General features: G+C 49.0%; 33 protein-coding genes. All 33 read right to left on the bottom strand.

Annotation, left to right across the window (positions count from 1 at the left end):
* Positions 1–72 precede the first annotated feature (72 nt).
* Positions 73–519, bottom strand: a complete 447-nt coding sequence (locus COV06_02730; GenBank protein ID PIR47619.1) for a hypothetical protein — start codon at positions 517–519, stop codon at positions 73–75.
* Positions 467–1,759, bottom strand: coding sequence for an asparagine--tRNA ligase (locus COV06_02725; protein PIR47575.1), 1,293 nt, complete (start codon positions 1,757–1,759; stop codon positions 467–469). Before COV06_02725 ends, COV06_02730 begins: the two co-directional genes overlap by 53 nt.
* A complete protein-coding gene (gene recO / locus COV06_02720) occupies positions 1,756–2,529 on the bottom strand; it encodes a DNA repair protein RecO (protein ID PIR47574.1) in 774 nt (257 codons plus the stop codon). The genes COV06_02725 and recO overlap by 4 nt, the downstream gene beginning before the upstream one ends.
* Before the next feature lie 8 nt (positions 2,530–2,537).
* On the bottom strand, positions 2,538–2,933 hold the full coding sequence (locus COV06_02715; GenBank protein PIR47573.1) for a Holliday junction resolvase RuvX: 396 nt from the start codon (positions 2,931–2,933) through the stop codon (positions 2,538–2,540).
* The gene (gene map, locus COV06_02710) at positions 2,930–3,706 is read right to left on the bottom strand and encodes a type I methionyl aminopeptidase (protein ID PIR47572.1); all 777 of its coding nucleotides are present in this window, start codon (positions 3,704–3,706) and stop codon (positions 2,930–2,932) included. The genes COV06_02715 and map overlap by 4 nt, the downstream gene beginning before the upstream one ends.
* 95 nt (positions 3,707–3,801) lie before the next feature.
* Positions 3,802–4,434 carry an adenylate kinase gene (locus tag COV06_02705; protein ID PIR47571.1) on the bottom strand — a complete coding sequence of 211 codons (633 nt, stop codon included), beginning with the start codon at positions 4,432–4,434 and terminating at the stop codon, positions 3,802–3,804.
* 44 nt (positions 4,435–4,478) lie between these two features.
* Complete coding sequence (locus tag COV06_02700; GenBank protein PIR47570.1) at positions 4,479–4,958, bottom strand: hypothetical protein; 480 nt, start codon at positions 4,956–4,958, stop codon at positions 4,479–4,481.
* The gene (gene alr, locus COV06_02695) at positions 4,955–6,106 is read right to left on the bottom strand and encodes an alanine racemase (protein ID PIR47569.1); all 1,152 of its coding nucleotides are present in this window, start codon (positions 6,104–6,106) and stop codon (positions 4,955–4,957) included. The genes COV06_02700 and alr overlap by 4 nt, the downstream gene beginning before the upstream one ends.
* A gap of 243 nt (positions 6,107–6,349) precedes the next feature.
* On the bottom strand, positions 6,350–7,639 hold the full coding sequence (locus tag COV06_02690) for a preprotein translocase subunit SecY (GenBank protein ID PIR47568.1): 1,290 nt from the start codon (positions 7,637–7,639) through the stop codon (positions 6,350–6,352).
* A 15-nt stretch (positions 7,640–7,654) separates the two neighbouring features.
* Entirely contained in the window at positions 7,655–8,086 is a 432-nt protein-coding gene (gene rplO / locus COV06_02685) for a 50S ribosomal protein L15 (protein PIR47567.1), read from the bottom strand.
* Between the two features lie 9 nt (positions 8,087–8,095).
* Positions 8,096–8,827, bottom strand: coding sequence for a 30S ribosomal protein S5 (locus tag COV06_02680; protein PIR47566.1), 732 nt, complete (start codon positions 8,825–8,827; stop codon positions 8,096–8,098).
* Between the two features lies 1 nt (position 8,828).
* Positions 8,829–9,179, bottom strand: a complete 351-nt coding sequence (locus tag COV06_02675) for a 50S ribosomal protein L18 (GenBank protein ID PIR47565.1) — start codon at positions 9,177–9,179, stop codon at positions 8,829–8,831.
* Positions 9,180–9,182: 3 nt separating this feature from the next.
* On the bottom strand, positions 9,183–9,734 hold the full coding sequence (locus tag COV06_02670) for a 50S ribosomal protein L6 (protein PIR47564.1): 552 nt from the start codon (positions 9,732–9,734) through the stop codon (positions 9,183–9,185).
* Between the two features lie 4 nt (positions 9,735–9,738).
* A complete protein-coding gene (locus COV06_02665; protein PIR47563.1) occupies positions 9,739–10,140 on the bottom strand; it encodes a 30S ribosomal protein S8 in 402 nt (133 codons plus the stop codon).
* A gap of 3 nt (positions 10,141–10,143) precedes the next feature.
* Positions 10,144–10,329, bottom strand: coding sequence for a type Z 30S ribosomal protein S14 (locus tag COV06_02660; protein ID PIR47562.1), 186 nt, complete (start codon positions 10,327–10,329; stop codon positions 10,144–10,146).
* A gap of 9 nt (positions 10,330–10,338) precedes the next feature.
* The gene (locus COV06_02655; protein PIR47561.1) at positions 10,339–10,878 is read right to left on the bottom strand and encodes a 50S ribosomal protein L5; all 540 of its coding nucleotides are present in this window, start codon (positions 10,876–10,878) and stop codon (positions 10,339–10,341) included.
* Positions 10,879–10,881: 3 nt separating this feature from the next.
* Positions 10,882–11,199, bottom strand: a complete 318-nt coding sequence (locus COV06_02650) for a 50S ribosomal protein L24 (GenBank protein PIR47560.1) — start codon at positions 11,197–11,199, stop codon at positions 10,882–10,884.
* 4 nt (positions 11,200–11,203) lie between these two features.
* Positions 11,204–11,575, bottom strand: a complete 372-nt coding sequence (locus COV06_02645; GenBank protein ID PIR47559.1) for a 50S ribosomal protein L14 — start codon at positions 11,573–11,575, stop codon at positions 11,204–11,206.
* Between the two features lie 4 nt (positions 11,576–11,579).
* Positions 11,580–11,858: a 30S ribosomal protein S17 gene (locus COV06_02640; protein ID PIR47558.1), complete on the bottom strand. Its 279-nt coding sequence runs from the start codon at positions 11,856–11,858 to the stop codon at positions 11,580–11,582.
* Positions 11,859–11,867: 9 nt separating this feature from the next.
* Positions 11,868–12,065, bottom strand: a complete 198-nt coding sequence (gene rpmC, locus COV06_02635) for a 50S ribosomal protein L29 (protein PIR47557.1) — start codon at positions 12,063–12,065, stop codon at positions 11,868–11,870.
* A 3-nt stretch (positions 12,066–12,068) separates the two neighbouring features.
* Positions 12,069–12,485, bottom strand: coding sequence for a 50S ribosomal protein L16 (locus tag COV06_02630; protein ID PIR47556.1), 417 nt, complete (start codon positions 12,483–12,485; stop codon positions 12,069–12,071).
* A gap of 3 nt (positions 12,486–12,488) precedes the next feature.
* Complete coding sequence (locus COV06_02625; GenBank protein ID PIR47555.1) at positions 12,489–13,238, bottom strand: 30S ribosomal protein S3; 750 nt, start codon at positions 13,236–13,238, stop codon at positions 12,489–12,491.
* A 12-nt stretch (positions 13,239–13,250) separates the two neighbouring features.
* Positions 13,251–13,709 carry a 50S ribosomal protein L22 gene (locus COV06_02620; GenBank protein PIR47554.1) on the bottom strand — a complete coding sequence of 153 codons (459 nt, stop codon included), beginning with the start codon at positions 13,707–13,709 and terminating at the stop codon, positions 13,251–13,253.
* A 5-nt stretch (positions 13,710–13,714) separates the two neighbouring features.
* A complete protein-coding gene (locus tag COV06_02615; protein PIR47553.1) occupies positions 13,715–13,981 on the bottom strand; it encodes a 30S ribosomal protein S19 in 267 nt (88 codons plus the stop codon).
* A gap of 5 nt (positions 13,982–13,986) precedes the next feature.
* The gene (locus tag COV06_02610) at positions 13,987–14,823 is read right to left on the bottom strand and encodes a 50S ribosomal protein L2 (GenBank protein PIR47552.1); all 837 of its coding nucleotides are present in this window, start codon (positions 14,821–14,823) and stop codon (positions 13,987–13,989) included.
* Positions 14,824–14,833: 10 nt separating this feature from the next.
* Positions 14,834–15,262: a 50S ribosomal protein L23 gene (locus COV06_02605; GenBank protein ID PIR47551.1), complete on the bottom strand. Its 429-nt coding sequence runs from the start codon at positions 15,260–15,262 to the stop codon at positions 14,834–14,836.
* A gap of 4 nt (positions 15,263–15,266) precedes the next feature.
* Positions 15,267–15,896 carry a 50S ribosomal protein L4 gene (locus COV06_02600; GenBank protein ID PIR47550.1) on the bottom strand — a complete coding sequence of 210 codons (630 nt, stop codon included), beginning with the start codon at positions 15,894–15,896 and terminating at the stop codon, positions 15,267–15,269.
* A 5-nt stretch (positions 15,897–15,901) separates the two neighbouring features.
* Entirely contained in the window at positions 15,902–16,513 is a 612-nt protein-coding gene (locus COV06_02595; protein PIR47549.1) for a 50S ribosomal protein L3, read from the bottom strand.
* Positions 16,514–16,908: 395 nt separating this feature from the next.
* Positions 16,909–17,235 carry a 30S ribosomal protein S10 gene (locus tag COV06_02590; protein PIR47548.1) on the bottom strand — a complete coding sequence of 109 codons (327 nt, stop codon included), beginning with the start codon at positions 17,233–17,235 and terminating at the stop codon, positions 16,909–16,911.
* Positions 17,236–17,291: 56 nt separating this feature from the next.
* A complete protein-coding gene (gene tuf, locus COV06_02585) occupies positions 17,292–18,482 on the bottom strand; it encodes an elongation factor Tu (GenBank protein ID PIR47547.1) in 1,191 nt (396 codons plus the stop codon).
* A 138-nt stretch (positions 18,483–18,620) separates the two neighbouring features.
* Complete coding sequence (locus tag COV06_02580) at positions 18,621–19,028, bottom strand: hypothetical protein (protein PIR47546.1); 408 nt, start codon at positions 19,026–19,028, stop codon at positions 18,621–18,623.
* Positions 19,029–19,108: 80 nt separating this feature from the next.
* Positions 19,109–20,980, bottom strand: a complete 1,872-nt coding sequence (locus COV06_02575) for a hypothetical protein (protein ID PIR47545.1) — start codon at positions 20,978–20,980, stop codon at positions 19,109–19,111.
* 388 nt (positions 20,981–21,368) lie between these two features.
* Complete coding sequence (gene fusA, locus COV06_02570) at positions 21,369–23,459, bottom strand: elongation factor G (GenBank protein PIR47544.1); 2,091 nt, start codon at positions 23,457–23,459, stop codon at positions 21,369–21,371.
* Between the last annotated feature and the right edge of the window lie 35 nt (positions 23,460–23,494).

Here is a 23,494-nt window from a genome sequence, read left to right as displayed (position 1 = left end):
CCTGGATAAAATAGAGGTTCTTCATACACATAAATAATGACATCTGCTTCTCACTTCGTCAATCAGCGACTCCTAAATACCCTTATCAACAGAACAGCTTGTCAAAAAATCCTTTGCCGGGTCAAATAATGATGTTCCCAATCGTTCCAACGCTTCCTCCCTTGTAAACCAAGCAACCTCCTCGATCGTCTTTACGCGAGGATAGAGAACACCCGAGTGGTAACGGCATTCCCAATAACTCAATGAGCGCCCGGTTGTTGGATGGATACGTCGACCAATTTCCTTCACCGCCACGCAGTCAACTCCCGACTCTTCTCGAATTTCACGAATAATCGCATATTCCTTTGTCTCTCCTGCTTCAATTTTACCGCCCGGCAACGACCAAACAAAGTCGTCATCTCTTTGACGCTTAACGAGAAGGACCTTCCCTCTTCGACAAACAATTCCCAACACCACTTCATCCATACTATGGTTCAAGACGATTGAGCGTTCGCGGAAACGGAATCGCTTCACGCACATGTTTGGTGCCACATAACCACATCACCAATCGCTCCAACCCGTAACCGAATCCGGAATGTGGAACCGAACCAAAGCGACGCAAATCCAAGTACCACTCAAATTGATCCATTGGAAGATTATGCGCGCGAATTTTTTCTTGCAATCGTGCAAGATCTACTTCTCGTTCTGACCCACCGATGACCTCACCATATCCTTCTGGTGCCAACATATCACTACACAACGCTCGTGTCGCATCCTCTGGATCTGCCTTCATATAAAACGCTTTTATTTTTGCCGGATACTTAGTAACAAAAATAGGCATATCAAATTGTTGGGTGAGAATCGTTTCGTCGTCAGCCCCCAAATCCTCGTCTTCTTGAATATCGCTTCCGGCATCTTGTAACATTTTGACGACTGTCTTATGTTCGATTCGCGGGAATGGGCCCTTTATAATCTCTAGTTTTGACACATCACGTTCTAGAATCGTCTCCAACTCATAACGACGCTCCTCAAGAACACGTTTGATGATATAGAGCACCAAATCCTCCTGAATTTGCATGTTTTCCTGCCAATCGACATATGCCGCCTCGGCATCCATCATCCAAAATTCGTTTAAATGTCGCCGTGTTTTGCTCTTTTCTGCCCGAAAAACAGGACCAAAATCATACACACGACCATGAGCAAAAATGCCCGCTTCAGAGTACAACTGACCCGATTGGCTCAAGTACGCTGGACGTCCAAAATGGTCTACCTCGTACAGTTCCGTTGTCCCCTCACACGCACTTGGTGTCAGAATAGGTGCATCCATTCGCAGAAAATCCTGATCGTGCATAAACTCCGACGTTGCACGCTCAATGGTATCGCGCACACGCATCATAGCCCACGGCCGCTTAGATCGCAACCACAAATGCCTATGATCCATCAAAAAATCTGTGCCATGTTCTTTTGGCGTAATCGGGTAGTTTGTAGACGTGCTCACCAACGCAACCGTAATCCCCTGTACCTCCACGCCTGTTGGCGAGCGATCGTCTTTTACGACAGTGCCAGTTACGGATACAGAAGATTCTTGCTCCAGGTGCGTGAGCAACTCCCAATCGGCGTCGGACAACTTTTCTTTTTCAAAAACGACTTGTACGTAGCCTGTTCCATCACGAAACTGCAAAAACGCGATCTTACCAGAAGACCGTAATGCGTAGGTCCAACCAGCAAGTTCGACGACCTGCTCTAATTGTGTAGAAAGTTGTGAAATCGTCGTTTTCATACCGTTGCTATATGTTGAAGAAATGTAGGAACACGTAATTCTCGTTCTAAATGATAGTGCGTAAAGGCGTCTTGAATTTCTATCAGCGTATCCAAGAGCGGGTCGAGTCGATCTGTGAGCAATGCTTCAAACGGAGCAGAGGATAAGAACCGGAGCGCCGCCAGAACCTCTTGCGTCAACTCCTGTGCATCGGCAAATGAGGATCGCTGTTCTTGGACACATGTATTACAGACCAGACCGCCGTGAGATGTAGAGATAAACGGCTGTGAAATCTCTCCGTGTGGCGTGCGGCAGCGAACACAGGCATCTGCATGAGGTCCGAACCCGATCAATACCAGCCACTTGAGCGTAAGCGCACTCTGCACAAACATCAAACGTGTACCAGTGAGATCTGGAAGCGTTTGAATCCATGCATAGGCATCTGCCAAAAACGCATACAAGCTTGCATCCGGCTCACCGTCGCCAATCGCGCGATGCATAAGCTCATTCAACCCAAGTCCTAGGCCAAAAAGGGATAATTCTTCGCGAATCCTCGCAAAGTCCATTCCCCGCTCCACACCTGCAAGCTTTAGCCATAGCTTTCCATGCGCCACCATAACTGTCAACTCGGTGAAGGGTGATGTATGTGCCGCCAGCTTGCTTTGAAACTTTCGCGCGCCCACCGCCATGACCTGCACTTTGCCCCGTTCTCGCGTATAGAGTGTATAAAATCGGTCGTGCTCTCTGTAGTCACGACATGCGAGAACAAATCCTGTGAGGACGGAGGTCATGGTGGCAATTATGGGCGTTCGTTGAGAAATTCTTGAACAATGAGCATGGCAGCCAACGCGTCGTCGTGACGCGACCGGCCAGCTTCCTCTGCCAGTGTATCACTTGCGCGCGATGTAAGATGTTCGTTGACGAGTGCCACCGTTACGCCTGTGGCGTCTTGTAGCTCTTTTGCAAACGCCGCCGCACGCTCACTCATCGGCGTTGCCTCGCCATCGGCCGTGCGTGCCTCCCCCATCACAATAAAGTCATATCCATCTTCTCGCACCATATCGGCCACAAGCTGCACGGGATCCTGTCCGTTCAACTCCACGACGTCCAAGGGAACCGCCATTCCCGTAACCGGCTCGCCAAGTGCAAACCCAAGTCGCTTGGTTCCCAGATCAATTCCTAGTATCCGCTTCATACCTCAGGAAAAGGCGTGAGAATCTCTGCACCGGTTTCTGTAATCACGATCGTCTGCTCAAAGTGGGCGGCAATTGATCCATCCACCGTAATCGCTGACCAATCGTCGTCGGCCAATGTCAACTCTTCACTTCCAAGCGTCACCATCGGCTCCAGCGCAAGAACCATTCCTACACGTAATTTCGGATTATCAAATTGGCTAGAAACAAAATTCGGTACCATAGGATCCTCGTGAACGGCATGCCCAACTCCATGCCCCAGGTAGCTTGTGACAATTCCGTATCCGTGAGGCTTAATTGTGTTCTCGATCGCTTGGCTGATTGTTTGCAATTTCTTTCCCGCCTTTGCCGCCTCAATCCCCTTCTGCAAGGACATCTTTGTAACATTCATCAGCGATCGCGCGTCCGTCGTTACCTCGCCCACAGGCACAGTGATTGCCATATCCGTACACAACCCTTCATACCAACATCCAATGTCCAATCCCACAATATCTCCTTCGCGCAAGGCAATATCTCGATCCCCCGGTCCATGAATCACTTCCTCGTTCCGTGAGATACAAACGGTTGCGGGAAATGGTGTATCTCCACCTGCCGTGTAGTCTAAAAACGACGGTTCCGCGCCCGCCTTTCGCATAGAATCTTCGGCGATTTTATCTAATTCCCGCATCGTCACGCCCGGCTTTACCGCTTTTACTGCCGCACCAAGTGCGTCAGATAAGATTTTCCCTCCTCTTCGCAATGATTCAATGTCGTGAGTTGATTTGATAAGTGCCATAGAGAGGTAATAATTCGACCAAAAAATAAGAGAATTAGGTACAGATTACCAAAATCTCTGCTATTTGTCGATTCAAAAACCAGCCAAAAGGCTGATTATTTTTCTTGAACCGTCTGCAAGATATCCCGTTGCACGGAATCAATATCCTGTGACGCATCAACTTTAATTACTCGTACCCCCCGTTCTTCCATCTGTGCAATAAGCGGTGCTGTATCGGCATGGTAAATTGCCAAACGCTTTCTAATTGCCCCTTCTTCATCATCTGCACGTTGAAACAACTCCCCTCCATCGACATCACACACGCCCGCCTGCTTTGGAGGATTAGATTGAAGATTATAAATATGCCCGTCTGCACACATCCACCGACCACCTAGACGCTCAACCGCTGTTTGATCATCCAATTCAAGAACAAACACCAGATCCGGTGTAAATCGCTCAAACATAAGTCGCAGTTGCTCTGGATCACGCGGATATCCATCGATCAACACACCTTCCTTTGCGTCATCCTGCTGCAAACGTTTGTCCAACATCTCCGTGATCATGTCGGGCGGCACCAGATTCCCTGCGTCGATAATCTCTCCAATCCGTTTTCCCAAATCCGATCCGCTCGCTTTTTCTTCGCGCAACAGTGCGCCTGCACCAATAAGCGGATAGCCAAGCGTCTCTGAAAGTCGCTCGCCCTGTGTTCCCTTTCCAGCTCCCTGTGGTCCAAGTAGTAATATAATCATAGGTAATTTGATGCGAGTGTAGCAAACTCTCGTTAAAGATCCAATCAGAGGACCGTTCGCTTGCTTTTAAGGTATTTAACAACGGCCAGAACGGCAATAACGTCAATTCCTCCAATGACCAGTAGACCGACAAGCCAACCCGTCCACAATCGCATCTCCCAATCATCTCGCATCTCAATGGCATAATCCGGCCATTGTTGATTCACGGCGACCTGAACATATTCTCCTTTCTCAATTGGTGGTTTTGCATGTAGTGGACGATAATAATGCGTGTGATACGCCATTGCGTCGACCGTATAGCTTAGATCCACCCAGTCTTTTGTGCGTGATCTGTAAGAATGCTTCCTTGTCACAGACACGACTTCGGCTCGAACCGTAACATAATCTTGCATCACGGAAACATCACGATACAACAACAATCCCATTGAGATCGTGACCACCAAACCGATCAACGGCACAACGATTGCCGATTGTAATAACGACAACGTATGTTTGGTACGCCGTCCACCGAAATTTACCTTCATACAATCCAACGTTTAAGACTTGGGGAAATACGAACAAGAACCTCATAGGGAATCGTATCACAAAGGGCAGCGATCGCTTCCACTGAATTCGCCTTTCCGCGATCTTCCGATATTACCTCCACCTCATCCTCTAATTGCACACCACCCGAAACATCTGTCACATCAATGGATGTCATATTCATACTCACCCGACCCACAATCGGACAAGCGGCTGAGCCAAAAAACACCGTTCCCCTATTGGACAACGCACGATCCACACCTTCGTTGTATCCACACGGAATCAATGCAATCGTTCTCTCAGACGTTGCTGTGTAGGTGGCATTATATCCAACCGAATCACCCACATATACATGTTTTACACTCGTAATCTTTGCCCAAACAGAAAGTGCCGGTTTCAGATCAAGTGATCGATCCCGCACCGAATCCAAGCCATAAAATCCAATCCCTAATCGAACAAGACTCGCTGTTGTCTCCTCCACGAACTGCGTTCCAGCTGTTGCAGAAACATGAAACTCTCCCTCGCCAACATGTTTGCGATATATCTCAACGACCCCATTCCACACACGAATTTGATCCATTGTCATGGTCTCATCCGCTCCATCTGCATCTGCAAAATGTGTTGCAAGCCCCGTAAGATGGAGAGACTTGTTTGTACGGAGAACCGCGATGGTTTCCAGGAGCTGATCGGGAGCAATCCCCTGCCGATGCATTCCTGTGTCGACTTTAATATGAACCGACAATGGTCGATGTACAAGACGCACAACATCGCGTACCTGATCCAGCGATGTCACCACAAGCGTCACAGATCGCAACCGTGTTAACTCTTGCAAACGCGACTTTGGAACATACCCAATAATAAGTATTGGCTTACGCACACCAATTCCTCGCAACATCCGTGCCTCTACAATTGAGTCGACTACAAGACAGTCGATTGAATCGAGTTCATCTGCGATTTTCCCCACCTCACGCAAGCCGTGTCCATAAGCATTTGACTTAAGGACAACTGCCAATGATCGACCGCCAATCAATTGCTTAAGCGTTCGAGCATTGTGAGCTAATGCCAAACGAGACACTTCCACTCGCAAGAGATGCGCATCACGTATTGAACGACTATTGCGTAACGATCGAAGAAAGGCTGCAAAGGTCATAGTTGAGCAATCATAACATATCTGTCGTACCTCCCTGCAGCTTCAAAAACACATCTTGGCCAATGTTCGTCTAATTTCATTTACTAATAGGCCGATTCTTCCGTGCGTTTGCACGCTTCCCGAGTATCACTTTTGTCGTACCTACGACAAATCTGTTACTAACTTATAATTAGCGATGACAACAACCAGAGCATAATGAACCCAGTAAAAACAAAAGAACCCCTTTCGGGGCTCTTATTCTTTCTACAACTGTTCGTACTCGTAACTCACGATCTGTGCCTCTGTTTGCTTAATCACGTCGATGATTACGGCAACAATGATCAACAAGGACGTACCACCCACCACGAGGCTCTGAGAGCCCGTAAGAGGTTGCATCGCCACTGGCAATACCGCAATACCTGCAAGAAACGTTGCGCCGAGCAACAGGATCTTATTCATGGTCTGCGCAAGATAACGCTCCGTTGGCTCACCTGGTCGTACACCGGGAATAAACGCTCCCTGTTTTTGGAGATTCTCTGCCATTTCGTTAGGTCGGAAAATAACGCCCGTATAGAAATACGTAAACGCAAAGACCAACACAAAATAGAGAATTCCGTAGATCCACTGGTTGGCAAGTGTTTCAATCACCCACCGTGCAGCATCTGCCAAAAAGACCGACCGTGCGCCCACAAAGAACTGCGCAATCATCGTTGGGAACAAAACGACAGAAATTGCGAAGATAATTGGAATCACACCCGCCATCGACACGCGTAGCGGCAATTGCGTTGCAACACCGCGAGACAAACGTCCCGCCTCATGATGACGTGCATAGTTCACTGGAATATTGCGCACGGCTTCATTAATAATGGTCACAACAACAACGGTTGCAATTGCCATCACTAAAAACACGACCAAACTCACAATACGACTTTGATCAAACGTCGCAATCGATTGTTGGATAAATCGTGGAAATCCCGCAACAATTCCAGAGAGAATCAAGATAGAAAGTCCGTTACCAATTCCACGTTCTGTCATCAATTCTCCAATCCACATCAAGAAGACAGAACCCGCCGTCATGACCAAAATGGCCATAAACAAGCTAAATCCTGTAAGAATCAATGCAAAAGATGTTCCTGCTTGGCCTCCACCCTGTGAGATCAACGCGATAAAACCATACGCTTGGAGCGCCGCAAGTGGAACAGAGACCCAACGGGTGATCTGATTCAACTTTTGTCGCCCCGCCTCTCCGCCGTCTTTCTGCCATCGCTGCAATGCCGGAATCACCATCACGAGAAGCTGAAAGATAATCGAGCTCGTAATAAATGGTGCAACACCCAACGCCACAACAGAGAAACTTTCCAACGTACCACCAGAAAAGATATTCAACAGACCAAGAAATTGGCTGCCAGACAACAAACTCTGTAGAGCTGCTGCATCAATTCCCGGAACTGGTACATGGGCGAGCAATCGAAACAGTGTAAGCATGAGTACTACATACCCAATACTGTTACGAAGTGGTTTTAATGCCCAGATTTTTTTGAGTTTCTCAAACATACAAGCAATACAGGGTTATTCGATCTTTCCGCCTGCCGCCTCAATCTTCGTTCGCGCTCCCTTCGTGACCAAACATCCGCGTACGAGCATGGAAGGTTTTGCCTCCCCATCACCCATTAATTTTACACCGACTTTTACGTCTGTGATCAATCCGGCATTTTTCAATGTCTTAGGTGTAATGAGTGTCTCCGTCATCTTGGAAAGAGCACTGAGGTTAAGAGCGGCTGGTTGAATCTTGTGACTCTTAAATCCACGTGTTTTTGGAACACGGAGCAACATCTGACGAAGCCCATTGATAGAAGATCCGCTATTTCCAGAACGTGAACCCTGTCCTTTCATTCCACGACCGGATGTCTTACCTCGTGCAGATCCAATACCACGTCCGAGACGCTTTGTGGTTGTTTGAGACCCTTTTGAGGGTTTAATTGTGTGAAGTGTCAATGCCATATACTCGCGTTATGCTGCCTTTGGAGCAACTTTTCTTGGAGCTTTCTTTTCAACTTTCACAACCTTCTTTGCAGAATCCTCACGCTTTGCCTTCCGTTCTGCGGCTGCTTGATCCGTATCCGTTTTGACGCCTTCTGGGATAATCATGTGTTGAATCGCATCAAACGTTGCCTTGGCAAGGTTTGCTGGGTTGCTTCCACGCAAAATCTTTGTCACGCAGTCAGACACACCGCCCAACTCCATGATAAGACGTGGGGCACCTCCGGACTTGAGTCCCGTTCCCTTTGGAGCAGGTGCCAAGATAATTTCTGCAGCGGCAAATTTTCCTTCAACGCGATGTGGAAAGCTTCCATGAACTAATGGAAGGGTAATCACATTACGTTTTGCTTGGTGAAACGCTTTCTGAATCGCAACCTGCACATCTGGTCCCTTTGCGACACCAAACCCAACGCGTCCTTTTTTATCACCAATCACAAGAGCGGCACGAAAACGCATTCGTTTTCCACCTTTTGTTACACGCGTCACACGTGCAAGATCCAAAATACGCTGTTCCCACTCACGTGGTTCGCGTTCTTGCTGACGACGAGGACGACGATCTCCTCCGGCTCCTCGACCACCTTGCGGCGGACGACGACGAGCCGAAGCATCCGTCTTTACAGGCGTTTTTTCTACAGCGGCCACAGGAGCAACAACAGGCTCTGCTGCTACTTCTGGTTGAGTTGTCTTTTTCTCTTCGGCCATACTAGAAGGTTAGTCCTGCTACGCGTGCGGCTTCCGCAAACGCTTTAACGCGACCATGATAGGCAAATGCCCCTCGGTCAAATACGATCGTATCCACACCTGCTGCCTTCGCTTTTTCTGCGAGAGCGGTTCCCAGGTGCGCAGCAAGTTCCGTTGGATTCTTACCTGCAGCTTCTTTAAACTGTTGATCGTTCACAGAAACGATTGTCTTTCCAAGATCATCGTTGATCAACTGTGCACCAAAGTGCTTTGCTGAACGAAATACAGATAATCGTGGTCGAGCCTCCGTTCCGTGCATACGCGCTCGTGTTCGATACGCGCGTCGTAATTTTTGTGCATGCTTTTTCAACATACGCTAGGCTTTCGCGGCCTTTCCAGCCTTACGACGAACAATTTCGTCTAGATACTTAATGCCTTTACCTTTATATGGTTCTGGCTTTCGCACTTTCCGAATCTCTGCCGCTACCTGACCAACAATCTGCTTATCGATTCCGGTCAATGTAATGAGGTTCTTTTCCACTTCTGCGGAGATACCTTCCGGCAACTTGTATTCAACGGGGTGAGAGAATCCGACGTCGAGGCGAATAGTCTGACCATTCACAGCAACCTTGTAACCAACACCGTTCACCTCTAATTTCTTTTGGTAAGGTGTCTGCACACCGGTTACCATATTCTGTAGGTTGCTACGAGTTGTTCCCCACAAAGAACGATTCAATTTACTGTCCAAATCCGCCATGGTCACAACGAGTTCGTTTCCTTCCTCGCCGCTTCGCAATTCTACTGTCGCATTTGCGTGTACGGATGTTTGTAACTGTCCTTTGCCTCCTTTAATTGTGACATTCATTCCGTTTACCGTTGCCTCAACGCCCGATGGTAAGAGAATGGGTTGTTTTCCGATACGTGACATAGGCTTAGAAGATTTCGCATAAGACTTCTCCGCCCAACCGTCGCTTCCGTGCGTCCTTGTTTGTCATCACACCGTTTGGTGTAGAAATGATGGCAATACCGATATCAGAGAACACGCGTGGAAGCTCCGTTGCCTTTGCATACACACGGCGTCCTGGTTTTGAGATACGTTTCATCTCACGAATTTGTGGCTGATTCTCATTGTATTTGAGTGTCAGCATCAGGTCCTGAAAGAGTGGGTTTATCGCCTCTACCACTTCGACCTTTTGTACGTATCCTTCTTTCTCCATGATTTTTGCAATCGCAAATTTCAACTGAGAGTACGGAGCACGTACCTGTTTGTGTCGAGCCATCTGTCCGTTACGGACACGGGTCAACATGTCTGAGATTGGGTCTGTCATTGGCATAGTCTACCAACTCGATTTCATGATTCCTGGAATTTCTCCGCGGTTTGCTAACTCACGGAAACAGATTCGGCATGTGCCGAAGTCACGCATATATCCTCGCAATCGTCCACACTTCCAGCAACGTCGAATGACGCGCGAAGCAAACCGAGGTTTGCGATTCGCCCTGGCAATCATTGATTTTTTCGCCATAACGTCATGTTACTTCTTAAAGGGGAACCCGAGCGCACGGAAAAGGGCAAGCCCGTTCTCTCGTGTCTTGGAGGATGTCGTGATCGTGACCTGTAGACCATGCAAACGATCGACTTCGTCTGATGGAACTTCTGGGAACGCAACGTGCTCTCGGAAGCCATAGTTGAAGTTTCCTGCCTGATCCACCGCCGTTAATTCGATACCACGGAAGTCTCGCACACGAGGAAACGTCACTGCTACAAGTTTTTCGATGAAATCGTACATGCGTGGTCCCCGAAGGGTCACCTTCATACCGATATTCATTCCTTCACGGATTTTGAACGTTGCAATTGATTTGCGTGCCTTGGTAAACACAGGCTTTTGACCTGTAATACGTGTGAGTGTTGAGGTCACCGTATCCATGTACGCTTTATCTTTTAAACCACGTCCCAGTCCGACGTTGAGTGTTACCTTCTCAATCTTGGGAAGCGCGTTCACATTCATGATACCAAGTTCCTTTTGAAGAGCGGGCACAATCTCTTTTTTATAGTATTCTTTGAGTTGTGCCATACACTAGACGCTTTGCTGCTTACCTGCTTTACGAAGGATTCGTACACGGGTCTTTTTTCCATCCTGTTCTGCGATTTCGTATCCTACACGTCCAGACTTCCCATCCTTCCCCACAAGGGCGACATTTGAGATGTTCATCGGTGCAGGAAACTGGATCTTTTTACCCGGTTGTTGTCCGTTTCCTTTTAAATGCTTTGTTGCAAGATTCAATCCCTCGATAACAACCTTCTTGATCGGAGGAAATACCTGCATCACTTTACCCGTCTTCCCCTTGTCCTTTCCAGCAAGGATCTGGACGGTATCACCTGTCTTGATCTTCATAGGCCTAGAGGACTTCGGGGGCCAAGGAAATGATCTTAGTGAATCCGGCTGATCGCAATTCGCGAGCAACAGGTCCAAAGATACGCGTTCCTTTTGGCTCTCCGTTTTCTTTATTAATGATCACGGCGGCATTCTCGTCGAAACGGATGTACGTTCCATTGGAACGACGTGTTTCCTTACGAGACCGTACAAGTACCGCGTGAACAATGTCAGACTTTTTAACAGCGGCATGAGGAGCTGCCTCCTTTACCACACAGGTCATCACGTCTCCAATGAAGCTGTAACGCTTTTTATATCCTCCAAGAACGCGGATCACCTGAAGCTTCTTTGCCCCGCTATTGTCTGCCACTTTGATCATGGATCGATGCTGAACCATACGACTATTCGGTTACAGCTGCAGAATCAGCCGATCGCACAATGCGCCAACGCTTATCCTTTGAAAGCGGTCGACACTCAACAAACGACACCGTATCACCAACAGCACATTGATTCTCCTCATCGTGCACCTTGTACTTCTTGGACGTTGTATAACGCTTTTTGTACTTTGGGTGCATTTTTGGCGAGTCAACACGAACCACAACCGTCTTGTCCATACGATCTGATACGACCGTACCGGTAAAACGGCGACGGATGATTCGATTGGTTGTTTTATTCGTCATACACGTGTCTTAAACCTCCTTATTCTTGATCTCTCGCACACGGGTCATAATCTGCGCGATCTCTGTACGAACGGCGCGGATCAAATGAACCTGTTTCAACTGGTTTGCTGCCACACGGAATCGTAATTCCCGAAGGGATTCACGCTTCTCCGCAAGGAGTGTCTGCAAATCTGTCACGGATTTTTTGGCTAGGTCTTTGTATTCCATATCCTACCGTGCATTACTGATGAACTTAACCTTCATCGGCATCTTGTGCGCCGCGAGACGAAACGCCTCACGTGCTTCCTCTTCTGAAACGCCGCCGATCTCGAACATGATCGTACCCGCTCGAACCACAGCCACGTAGTGATCCACCGCTCCCTTTCCACTTCCCATCGTGTTCTCATTTCCATGGAACGTGATTGGGTGATCTGGGAAAATGCGGATCCACGTTTGTCCTTTACGGTTCACATAGCGTGTCATTGCACGACGTGCTGCCTCGATCTGTCGTGATGTTACCCAGGATTCCGTAAGGGCTTTCATTCCATAGTCACCGAAGGCTAATCGCGTCTTCTGAGTTGCAAGTCGCTTCCCAGATGCGCGTCCCTTATGCCACTTTCGGTGCTTCATTCGTTTTGGCATCAACATAGGCTATCGACGTGTTTGATGAGCTGGTCGACGATCACGAGGTCCGCGTTGATCACGCTCACGACCACGAGTATCACCACTCTTGCGTGCACGTTTCTCCGCTTCTTCTACACTGTCAAAGACTTCGCCGAGATAGATCCACACTTTAATACCGATCACTCCGAACATGGTGTTTGCTTGCGTGTTGGCATACTGGATGTTTCCTCGCAAATTCTGCAAAGGCACTTTTCCTGCTCCCGCACGTTCACTTCGTGCAATGTCTGCTCCGTTTAATCGGCCCGCAACAATCACACGCACACCTTCCGCTCCACTCTTCATAACTCGATCCACGGTCTGCTTCATGACACGACGGAACGGCATACGATGTTCAATGTCGATGGCGACCTGCTCTGCAACAACTGCTGCCGAGAGTGAACCATGTCCAATATCTTGAACATTGATATTGATCGTTACGCGTCTTCCACGGAAGAATCGTTTCTTGAGTTCCTTCTTGAGGTCCTCCACTCCCGCACCAGCGCGACCAATAATGAATCCTGGTTTTGCTGTGTGAAGTGTGATCGTAAACGTCTGGCGTGAACGATCAATGATGATCTTGTGAATTGCCGCTTCACGCAACTTCTTTTTGAGGTAGGCGCGAATAAACACGTCTTCCTTTAAAAAGGTTGGAAACATCTTACGTGGGGAGAACCACTTCGAATCCCACGACTCGATGGTCGAGATGCGGAAAATTTTTGGATGTACTTTATGTCCCATAGTTCCGATGCGTTAGGCTTCCTTTTTTGACGTGCTCTTGGCAGGAGCTTTTTTGACAACCGCCGCACCCTTTGCAGGAGCCTTTGCGGTCTTGGCCTTCGCAGCAGGAACAGTGACTTCTTCCTCCGGAGAAGTAGTCTTCTCAGAGAGAATCACATTCACGTGACTTGTACGCTTTCGCAATACCGTTGCACGTCCATGCGCACGTGGCATCGATCGCTTTGCCGTTGGTCCATCATCTACCGTGATTGTCTGTACCATCAACGCATCACGCTGTAGCTTCTGATTATGAACCGCGTTTGCGGCTGCAGATTCAATGAGCTTACGAACGGGTCGTGCAGCTGCCTTTGAACTATGCGTCAACTGTCCGATCGCGGTATCCACGCTTACACCACGTACCATGTCGGCAACGAGACGTACTTTACGTGGAGCAATCTTCAGAAAACGTAGGGTTGCTTTTGCTGATTCCATACGCTTTATTTAGCTGACTTACCAGCATGCTTAACAAACTTTCGCGTTGGCGAAAATTCACCCAAACGGTGACCAACCATGTTCTCAACAACTGACACAGGAACATGTTGCTTGCCGTTATGTACACCGAACGTAAATCCTACCATCGCCGGCGTTATAACCGCCCAACGAGACCAGGTTTTAACCGCCGTTTTGTCTCCCACCTTAAGCTTGCCAACCTTCGCAAGAAGGCGCTCGTCGATAGCAGGTCCTTTTTTCAGACTTCGAGACATAGCAATTAACGTTTCTTTGAGTTACGACGTTGCAAGATAAGCTTATCTGAAGCTTGTTTGCGACGTGTCTTGACACCCAATGCCGGTTTTCCTTGTGGCGTTTTTGGATGTTTCATACCAATACCCTGTGCACCTTCTCCTCCTCCATGTGGGTGATCCACTGGGTTCATGGCTTTTCCACGAACCGTTGGACGAAAGCCTCGGTGACGCATACGTCCGGCTTTTCCCCATCGGATCAATCGATAGTCGATGTTGGACACCTGACCAATCGTGGCCATGTTGCGTCGCAAGACGAGGCGTACCTCACCAGATGGCAAACGCACCTGTGCGTTATCTCCATCGACTCCCATAAACATGGCAGTCGTTCCAGCTCCTCGCACCACCTGTCCTCCTTTTCCTGGCTGCAACTCGATGTTGTAGACGTTCATTCCCTCAGGAATCAATTCCAATGGGTAACGGTTTCCAGGTTGCATGGGTCCTTTCTTTTTGGAAGAAATGATCGCCTGTCCTACATGCATTCCATGACCGGCAAGGATATAGAGCTTTTCTCCGTCTGCGTAATGCACCAGCGCGATGCGGGCATTGCGGTTTGGATCGTACTCGATCGTTGCAACCGTTCCTGGAATATCAAATTTCTCTCGTTTGAAGTCAATAACGCGAATTTTGCGTTTTGCTCCACCTCCACGATGACGCACAGTGATTTTTCCACCACTACGTCCGGAATTTTGCTTCCGTGGTCGTGTTAATGACTTGAGCGGGCTTGTGGCCGTTACATCGTCAAAGGTTTGGACGCTTGACTTACGCCGTCCCGGCGTTGTTGGGTTGTATCGCTTGATTGGCATAGTCCCTTTATTACACGCCTTCGTAGACATCTAGGTGCTGACCCTTGCCCATAAAGACATAGGCCTTGCGCCAGTGGTTGCGAGATCCCGTCACTCTTCCGACGCGAACCTCTTTTCCACGTTGATTCAAAATGTTCACTCGCACAGGATCTACGTTGTAAAGCGCCTTCACGGCCTGTCGTACATAGATTTTATCAACGCCCTTTGCAACCTGGAAGGTGTAAACACCCTCGGAAGCCAAACGCGCAGATTTTTCTGTTACAAGTGGTCGTACGAGCACACGGTACGCATCACCTGACTCCTGTGTTTTTTTAGTCTTCTTGTCTGCCGTTGCCTTTGGAGCTTTTGCAGCTTTCTTTACGGGAGCGGTTGCAACGACCTCTTTCTCGTTCTTTGCTTCCTCGACTTTCACGTCTTTTGTTCGTTTGAGAATTGCCATACGCTTAGGCCTTTACAAAGTGTTGAGTAAGGGTCTCGAGCTCTTCCTTCCCGATAATGATCGTTCCTGCCTTCAAAATATCCACCACGTTCAAACTATTTGGCGCGATACCTTGCGTAAAGAACATGTTCTGTGCCGCTCGTCGAACGGACACGTTTTCCGGCTTGGTTACCAGCAATGTGCGTTTTCCCTGTCGTGGGAGTGCCTTCAACAACGCAGCAACTTCCTTGGTCTTTCCTTCCATCTCCAAACTATCAATCACCAAGAATGCCTTGTTCGCTACCTTATCGGACAAGGTCATAAACATAGCTTTGCGACGAGCCTTTCGGTTCATCTTGCGAGAAAAGTTGCGAAGACGGTTTGGGCCAAAAGTGACACCTCCACCGATCCAGATAGGAGAGCGGCTGGATCCGTGACGTGCACGTCCTGTTCCCTTCTGACGCCATGGCTTCTTACCACCACCGCGTACTTCACTTCGATCTTTTACATGCGCCAAAACAACACGGGCATTTGCCTTTTGCGTCATGACGGCCTCGTGAACGAGGGCCTCGTTTACTTCCACACCAAAGATACTATCGTTCAGATCTACTGAACCGACAACATCTCCTTTTGTGTTGTACATGTCGATTTGCATAGCCCTTACTTAACGCTCTTTAGAACAATAAGACTGTTTCGGCTTCCAGGAACTGCACCTTTTACGGCGACTAATCCATTTGGACGTACCTCGACGATCTCGAGGTTCTGTACCGTGGTGCGATCACCACCCATGCGTCCTGCCATTCGCATCCCCTTAAACACACGCTGTGGACCCGTGGCTCCAATGGAACCCGGCATGCGCTGTTGGTCTTTGTTACCATGGGTTGTTTTAGAACCACGGAATCCGTGACGCTTCACAACACCTTGGAACCCACGACCCTTGGATGTGCCGATCACATCGATTTTATCTCCTGCCTCAAAAATTGAAGCGTCAACCGTTGCACCCACTTCGTAATTCGATGGGTCACTCACGCGCACCTCTTTCACAAGTTGGAATGGTCCTGATTCGAGCCACTGTCCAAGCTGCGCCTTAGCCACGCGTGAAGCTTTTTGCACGCCATAGCCGAGTTGAACAGCCGCATAGCCATTCGCGTCAACTGTGCGCACATCGGTCACCGTGCAGGGTCCGGCCTGGATCAACGTCACAGGAACAACGGTACCATCCTCACGGAAGACCTGGGTCATCTCAAGTTTTCGTCCGATGATGCATTTCATATCGTCTTAAATTAGGGATTTCGCGTAACGATGCAGACACGCCTCCTGATGAGCAACCAACGATTGTTGATTATTCTTCTTGAACAGGTCCACATACTCACGGATTGATCCCGACTGGTTCTAAGTAAAAACCAGAAGTCCAAATACACAACCACGGAGGGTCGACTATTCGGGCTTCTAGCCACAACGTAGGCACAAGAGTTGCGGGGGTTTTATTGTAGCGAGTTTATCCTTTCTTCTGTTTCGGTCTAACCCTGGAAGGTTTTCTTCGTCACCGTTGACGTAAGATCTTTCTTCCATGTTTTAGGAAACAGTCCGGGTCTATGACCAGGGACGTGAGCACAGAATGCACACATCCCTGATCATAGCTCAGGGTCCAGCAAAGCTGGTTGTTTTTATGACATTTTGATCTCAACGTCCACACCAGATGGCAAGTTGAGACTCATGAGCGCCTCTACGGTCCGCTCGGAGGGCTGAACAATATCGATCAAGCGCTTATGGACGCGCATCTCATATTGTTCGCGCGACGTTTTATGAACGAACGTCGATCGGTTGACGGTATACATGCGACGGGCGGTTGGAAGTGGAACGGGTCCCAAAACCTTTGCACCGGTTCGCTCTGCGGTTTTCATGATCGTAGCTGTTGCCTGATCAATGATCTTGTGATCGTAAGCGCGAATTTTGATTCGGATTCTTTGATCCGTTGCCGTTTTTTCAGCCATATAGAAGGTACGATGTTCACGAGAAAGAGAGACAGCGATGCTGCCCCTCGATTCCCTTAGTCAAGAATTTTTGTAACGACTCCAGCACCAACCGTTCGGCCACCCTCACGGATAGCAAAACGTGTTTGATCCTCAAGTGCAACCGGCACAATCAATTTGATGCGCATATTGACCTTGTCTCCTGGCATCACCATTTCTGCACCGCCCAAGTCCACGGTCTCACCTGTTACGTCTGTCGTACGGATGTAGAACTGTGGCTTGTAGCCTTTGAAGAATGGCTTATGACGTCCACCTTCCTCTTTGGTCAATGCGTATACCTCTGCCTCAAACTCTGTGTGAGGTGTAATGGATCCTGGGAGACACAACACCTGTCCACGCTGTACATCCTCCTTGCGGATTCCGCGAAGCAACAAACCGGCGTTATCTCCAGCACGACCCTGCTCGAGCTGCTTGTTAAACATCTCGATTCCTGTAACGGTCGACTTTTGCGTTTCATCGATACCTACAATCTCCACTTCCGTGTTGATGTTGATAGTTCCACGCTCGATACGTCCCGTTACCACCGTTCCACGTCCTTCAATGGAGAAAACATCTTCCACTGGCAAAAGGAATGGCTTGTCCATGTCGCGAACCGGTTCCGCAACATAGGTGTCTAATGTCTCGATAAGCTTCAAAATAGGAGCTGCTGCCTCTTCATCTGTAGGATTCTCAAGCGCCTTAAGCGCAGATCCACGAATAATAGGCGTGTTGTCTCCATCGTAATCGTATTTCTTCAACAAATCACGAATTTCTTCTTCCACCAAGTCGATCAATTCAGGATCATCTACCTGGTCGATCTTGTTCAAGAACACCACGATCGTAGGTACTCCAACCTGGCGAGCCAAAAGAATGTGCTCACGCGTTTGTGGCATAGGACCATCTGCGGCGTTTACCACGAGGATTGCAGCATCCATTTGAGCTGCACCGGTGATCATGTTTTTCACGTAGTCTGCGTGACCTGGACAGTCAACGTGGGCGTAGTGACGATTTGCTGACTCATACTCAACGTGAGCGGTCGCGATCGTAATACCACGGTTTCGTGATTCTGGAGCCTTATCAAGAGCATCAACAGAATCTGCCGAGGCCTTGAATCCACGTGCGTGGAGTACTTTTAAAATTGCTCCCGTAAGGGTCGTCTTACCGTGGTCAACGTGACCAATCGTACCGACGTTAACATGTGGTTTCCCACGTTCGAATACATCTGCCATATGACATTAGACTGAACTTGTCCGAGGACAGAGGTTCTTATCAAAATATGAATGAGGTTAGTAAAGAAATGCGAGCGGAATGTACCATGGAATCGAAAACCGTGCAAGTACCCTGGGTACCGATTCTATCCACGAGGCCTATTCAACGGGTTCTAAGTAGAATTGCTCCTCTTCCTCCGGCGCATCCGATGTATCTGTTTCCGCTAAAGCTGGCGTATTTTCTACCTTTTTTGATCCAGAAACGGGCCAGATTTGATCGCGATTTTGCTTTGTTGGGGCTTCTGGGATCTCTAAAGCAAGATCATCCACGTTGTTGGACTCTGTTGCAAAAAATTCCTCAGGTAAATCGGCTAATGCGTCGATTTCCTCCGATTCATTCTCAGAAGAGACGGGCGTAAAGGAAACCGAACCCAGCCGTTCAACGAGACTTTGATAGGCTGTAAATGGCAATATCACCATTGGCTCCTTTCCCTCATTGTCTGTAACGATCACTTTGTCCCCTGTTTTTTGTGCAAAATGCAGTATTTCTTGTAGTTGTTGGCTCATAGTGGGTTGATGTTATCACGATACAGGGTCGCGTCAATAAAAAATATGCGCCCCGCCGGAGATCCCGACGAGGCAACGTATTAGAAGGCCATTCCCAGTTCATCCGCAAAGCCCCTAAACGTGGGCGAATGCGCGTAGGCGTCCTCCAGCGAGGTGGCCACGTACTCAATCTGCGACTCACCAGGAGCCAGAGACGAGGCCGGACGAAGGATGACGATCATGTCACAGAACCTGAGCGTTGGCAGCCGATGTGCGATCATGAGTGCCGTGGTGTTCTCGCCCAGCATCGCCTCAATTCCCTTTTGGACCCTGCGTTCCGTCTTGGCGTCCAGGGCACTCGTAGCCTCATCGATCACCACGAATCGGAGGTGCTGGATGATCGCCGAGGCAATGGCAAGCCGCTGACGCTGACCACCAGACAACTTCATGCCGTTCTTTCCCAGACGCGTATCCAAACCGTTCGTGAACCGCTTGTGATCGGCCAACTGGACTTTTGCAAGCACGCTCCACACGTCCGCGTCGGAAAACGCCGCACGATCCGCAAGAGGCACATTGTAGAGCACGTTGTCCCTCAGTGTTCCTTCCAGAATCTCGGGATGCTGAGGAATGTCGCCAATCGCGCGACAATAACTGGACAAGTCCAAATCACGCAGATTGTACCCATTCACCAGAATCGCTCCCGACGTAGGATCCATGAATCGCAAGAGCAAATTCCCGATCGTCGACTTGCCCGACCCTGTCTCACCCACCAAACCCACTTTGCAGCCCGGAGGAATCACGAGATTTACATGACTTAACACAGGTACAAGCTCCGTCGGAGAGGTTTCAGACGGATACGCGTAGCTCACGTCGCGCAATTCGATCCCGAGTGGACCGTTGGGCAATACCTGAAGGGCGTCTGCCTTAACGGGCACATCGGTTGGGATCGTCAACGCGACGACCATCGCCTGTACACTCGGCATATTCCAGTTGAGCTGTCGCTCCATGTGTCCCAGTCGCCAAAAGTTCATGAACAAGTTGTACGACCATGAGAACAAAGGAACCATGGACGCAACGGCGAGTATACCTTGAAACGCACACGTCACTTCCCACCACACGCACAAGCTGAAGAACACAGACATCACGACGCCACGAATGCTGATCTGGTCGTTAAACCAAAGCCACAAGCCATTGTCCTTACGTGAGATGCGAGCCATCCACTCGGTCATGTAGTCGATTTCCTCTCTTACGCGTCCGGCCATAATCACGCGTCGGAAGAGAGACCAACGGTCCGTCCGATAGACGTTATGTGCACGATATTCACGATCAATCGGCACGCCGTCACGCATCACACGCCCACTCATATAGACAGAGAAGAACGCGTGAATAACAAACAGTCCCGTCATAACTAATCCGCTGCGCGGCGACAACAGCCACACCAACACGTAGGCGAGGCCAATGTCCATGAGGGCCGCAATCCCCTCAAACATCATGAGATCCATGACGGACCACACGCGACCGCGAGCTTTCTCTACGTTCGCCGCACTCAGACGACTTCCCTCAGACAAGAACTGGCCAATGCCGTGATGGAAGAACAGCTCCGAGAGTCGCTTGTCGATCTGCACAGCGCAGGCTGCCAAAGCCTTCTCGCGATGCGCGCGGATCCGATTTCCCGTGAGCTCCATGAGAACCAACGAGAGGAAGAATCCTATCGTTGCAACGCGAGCCACGGGTGTGTCCTGTTCCTGAACCGCCGTAACCAATCGTCCAATCGCCAAGAACGGCAGCAGCTTGAACGCCGTATTTGGCAGCATCCATACCGCCATACTTTTAACACGGCTCCGACCCTCCGACCCAGCAAAATGCGCCCAAACCCACTTGAGGGTCTGGAGGCTACCGCTCGTCAGAATCAGAAACTCACGCCAGTTGCTAGGACCTTCCGACCGCAGATCATCTACATCGACGTTGGCCATTTGCACCTTTCTCCCGCATTTGCGGGGCTGTAAAGACCAATCTCACCCTAAAACACAAACGTCTTGCCTATTGCGCAAGACGTTCTAAGAATCCAGTTTAAAAATAAACTCAATTTCTTAAAATATCTCGCTCAACACAAACTCCTGCATTTGCAATAAATGCTTTATCAACCACTACGCCCTGAGGCGCACTGCGGTGACTCATCCAGAGTTGTGTCGTGAATAGTTTCATATCGTTGTCTGTATCGAATCGTTCGATACCCCCTTTGTAGCACACTTATTCTATCTGTCAAGCCCTGATAGTCATTGGCCCTTCTTAATCTTACAAACACAAAACCGGCTCGTGAGAACCGGTTTTGTGAACGAAACTGTATTCGTTCATCAATCTCTATCGTGCCCCCTCACCTGTTCGCTCCGTCTTAATTTGCTCTGCGATTGTGTTTGGCACTTCCATGTACTTCTCAAATTCCATAGAGGAGCTTGCGCGTCCCTGTGAGAGCGATCGCAATTGTGTTGCGTATCCAAACATCTCGGATAATGGAACGAGCGCGTGGATCAATTTTGCTTCACCACGGTCCGTCATCTCACTGATCTGACCTCGTTTTGCATTAAGGTCTCCAATCACGTCTCCCATAGATTCCTCAGGCGTTACCACCTCCACCTTCATGATTGGCTCCAACAATTTAATGCCAGCCTTCAGCGCAGCAGCCTTAATCGCCATCGACCCAGCCAACTTAAAGGCAACTTCGGAGGAGTCCACGTCATGGTAAGAACCATCGATCATGTGCACCTTCACATCAATCACTGGGTAACCGGCATAAATACCGCTGTCCAATGCTTCTTGAATTCCCTTGTTTGCTGGTTCGATGTATTCACGAGGCACAGCTCCGCCCTTAATCTCGTTGAGGAATTCGTATCCTTTTCCTGGCTCGTTTGGCTCGATCTTAATGACCACGTGACCATACTGTCCACGACCACCAGACTGTCGCACAAACTTGCCTTCGGCCTCTGCCTCACCACGAATAGACTCACGATAAGAAACCTGCGGTGCGCCCACGTTCACCTCCACGCTAAACTCGCGCTTCATACGGTCCACAAGCACATCCAAGTGTAACTCTCCCATTCCAGAAATAATCGTTTGGTTGGTCTCCGAGTCGGTGCGCACACGGAACGTTGGGTCTTCTTCTGCCAATTTTGACAAGGCGACTCCCATTTTCTCTTGGTCGGCCTTGGTTTTTGGTTCCACAGCGATCGAGATAACCGGCTCTGGGAATGTGATGCTCTCCAACAAAATTGGGTGCGCGAGGTCAGACAAACTGTGTCCTGTTCGAACTTCTTTGAGTCCAACAGCCGCCACAATATCTCCCGCATATCCTTCCTGTACCTCTTCTCGATCGTTCGCATGCAATTTAACCAATCGTCCAATACGCTCTTTTTGACCGGTCGATGCATTCAAAATGTAAGAACCAGACTTAAGCACACCTGAATAGATGCGAATAAAGACCAACTTTCCCACAAATGGATCCGTTGCGATCTTAAAGGCCAATGCCGCAACGGGCTGGTCGTCTCCGGCAACAATTGGGATTTTTGTCTCAGCATTGTCTGGATCTGTTCCCACGACAGGCTCCACGTCCAATGGACCTGGCAAATACATATTCACCGCATCCAACAACATCTGCACACCTTTGTTCTTTAGTGCCGATCCAACAAGCACAGGAATAACATTTAATCCCAACACACCTGCACGCAATCCCGCAACAAGTTCGTCGTAAGTCAACGCCTCTCCTGCGAGGTATTTTTCCATGAGCATCTCGTCATTCTCCACGATCGCCTCTACCAAACTTGCGCGCCATTTGTCGGCTTCTGCTTTGTATTCATCTGGGATCTCTACTTCATCAATCACCTTTCCTTCATCATCTCGATAAAAGAAGGCTTTCATTTTTAACAAATCGATAATACCAATAAAATCACTCTCCACGCCGATTGGCAATTGGATAGGATGGGCCTTTTTGGTAAGTCGTGTACGAATGGAATCCAAGTCCTTCATGAAGTCGGCACCCGTACGGTCAAGTTTGTTGACCAAACACATACGAGGCACGCGGTACTTGTCCGCCTGTCGCCACACCGTTTCCGATTGTGGTTCCACGCCGGCCACACCGTCGAACACCACAACACCTCCATCCAACACACGCAATGATCGCTCCACCTCCACGGTAAAGTCTACGTGCCCTGGGGTATCAATAATGTTGATGTTGTAATCTTTCCAAAAACACGTGGTTGCAGCAGACGTAATAGTGATTCCACGCTCCTGCTCTTGCTCCATCCAGTCCATGGTCGCTTCTCCCTCGTGCACTTCACCAAGTTTGTGCTTTTTTCCGGTGTAAAAAAGAATGCGTTCTGTAACGGTCGTCTTACCCGCATCAATGTGGGCAATAATTCCAATGTTTCGAACATGATCTAACGGGAACTCTCTGGGCATATAAAGAATGTTTGTATTCAAGTCTAAAGGAACAA

It is taken from the genome of Candidatus Uhrbacteria bacterium CG10_big_fil_rev_8_21_14_0_10_50_16 (genome assembly GCA_002774875.1).
Taxonomy (GTDB): Bacteria; Patescibacteriota; Patescibacteriia; order UBA9934; family UBA11717; genus UBA11717.
The sequence above is the reverse complement of the archived record's forward strand: the minus strand, read 5'-3'. Positions and strand labels throughout refer to the sequence as shown.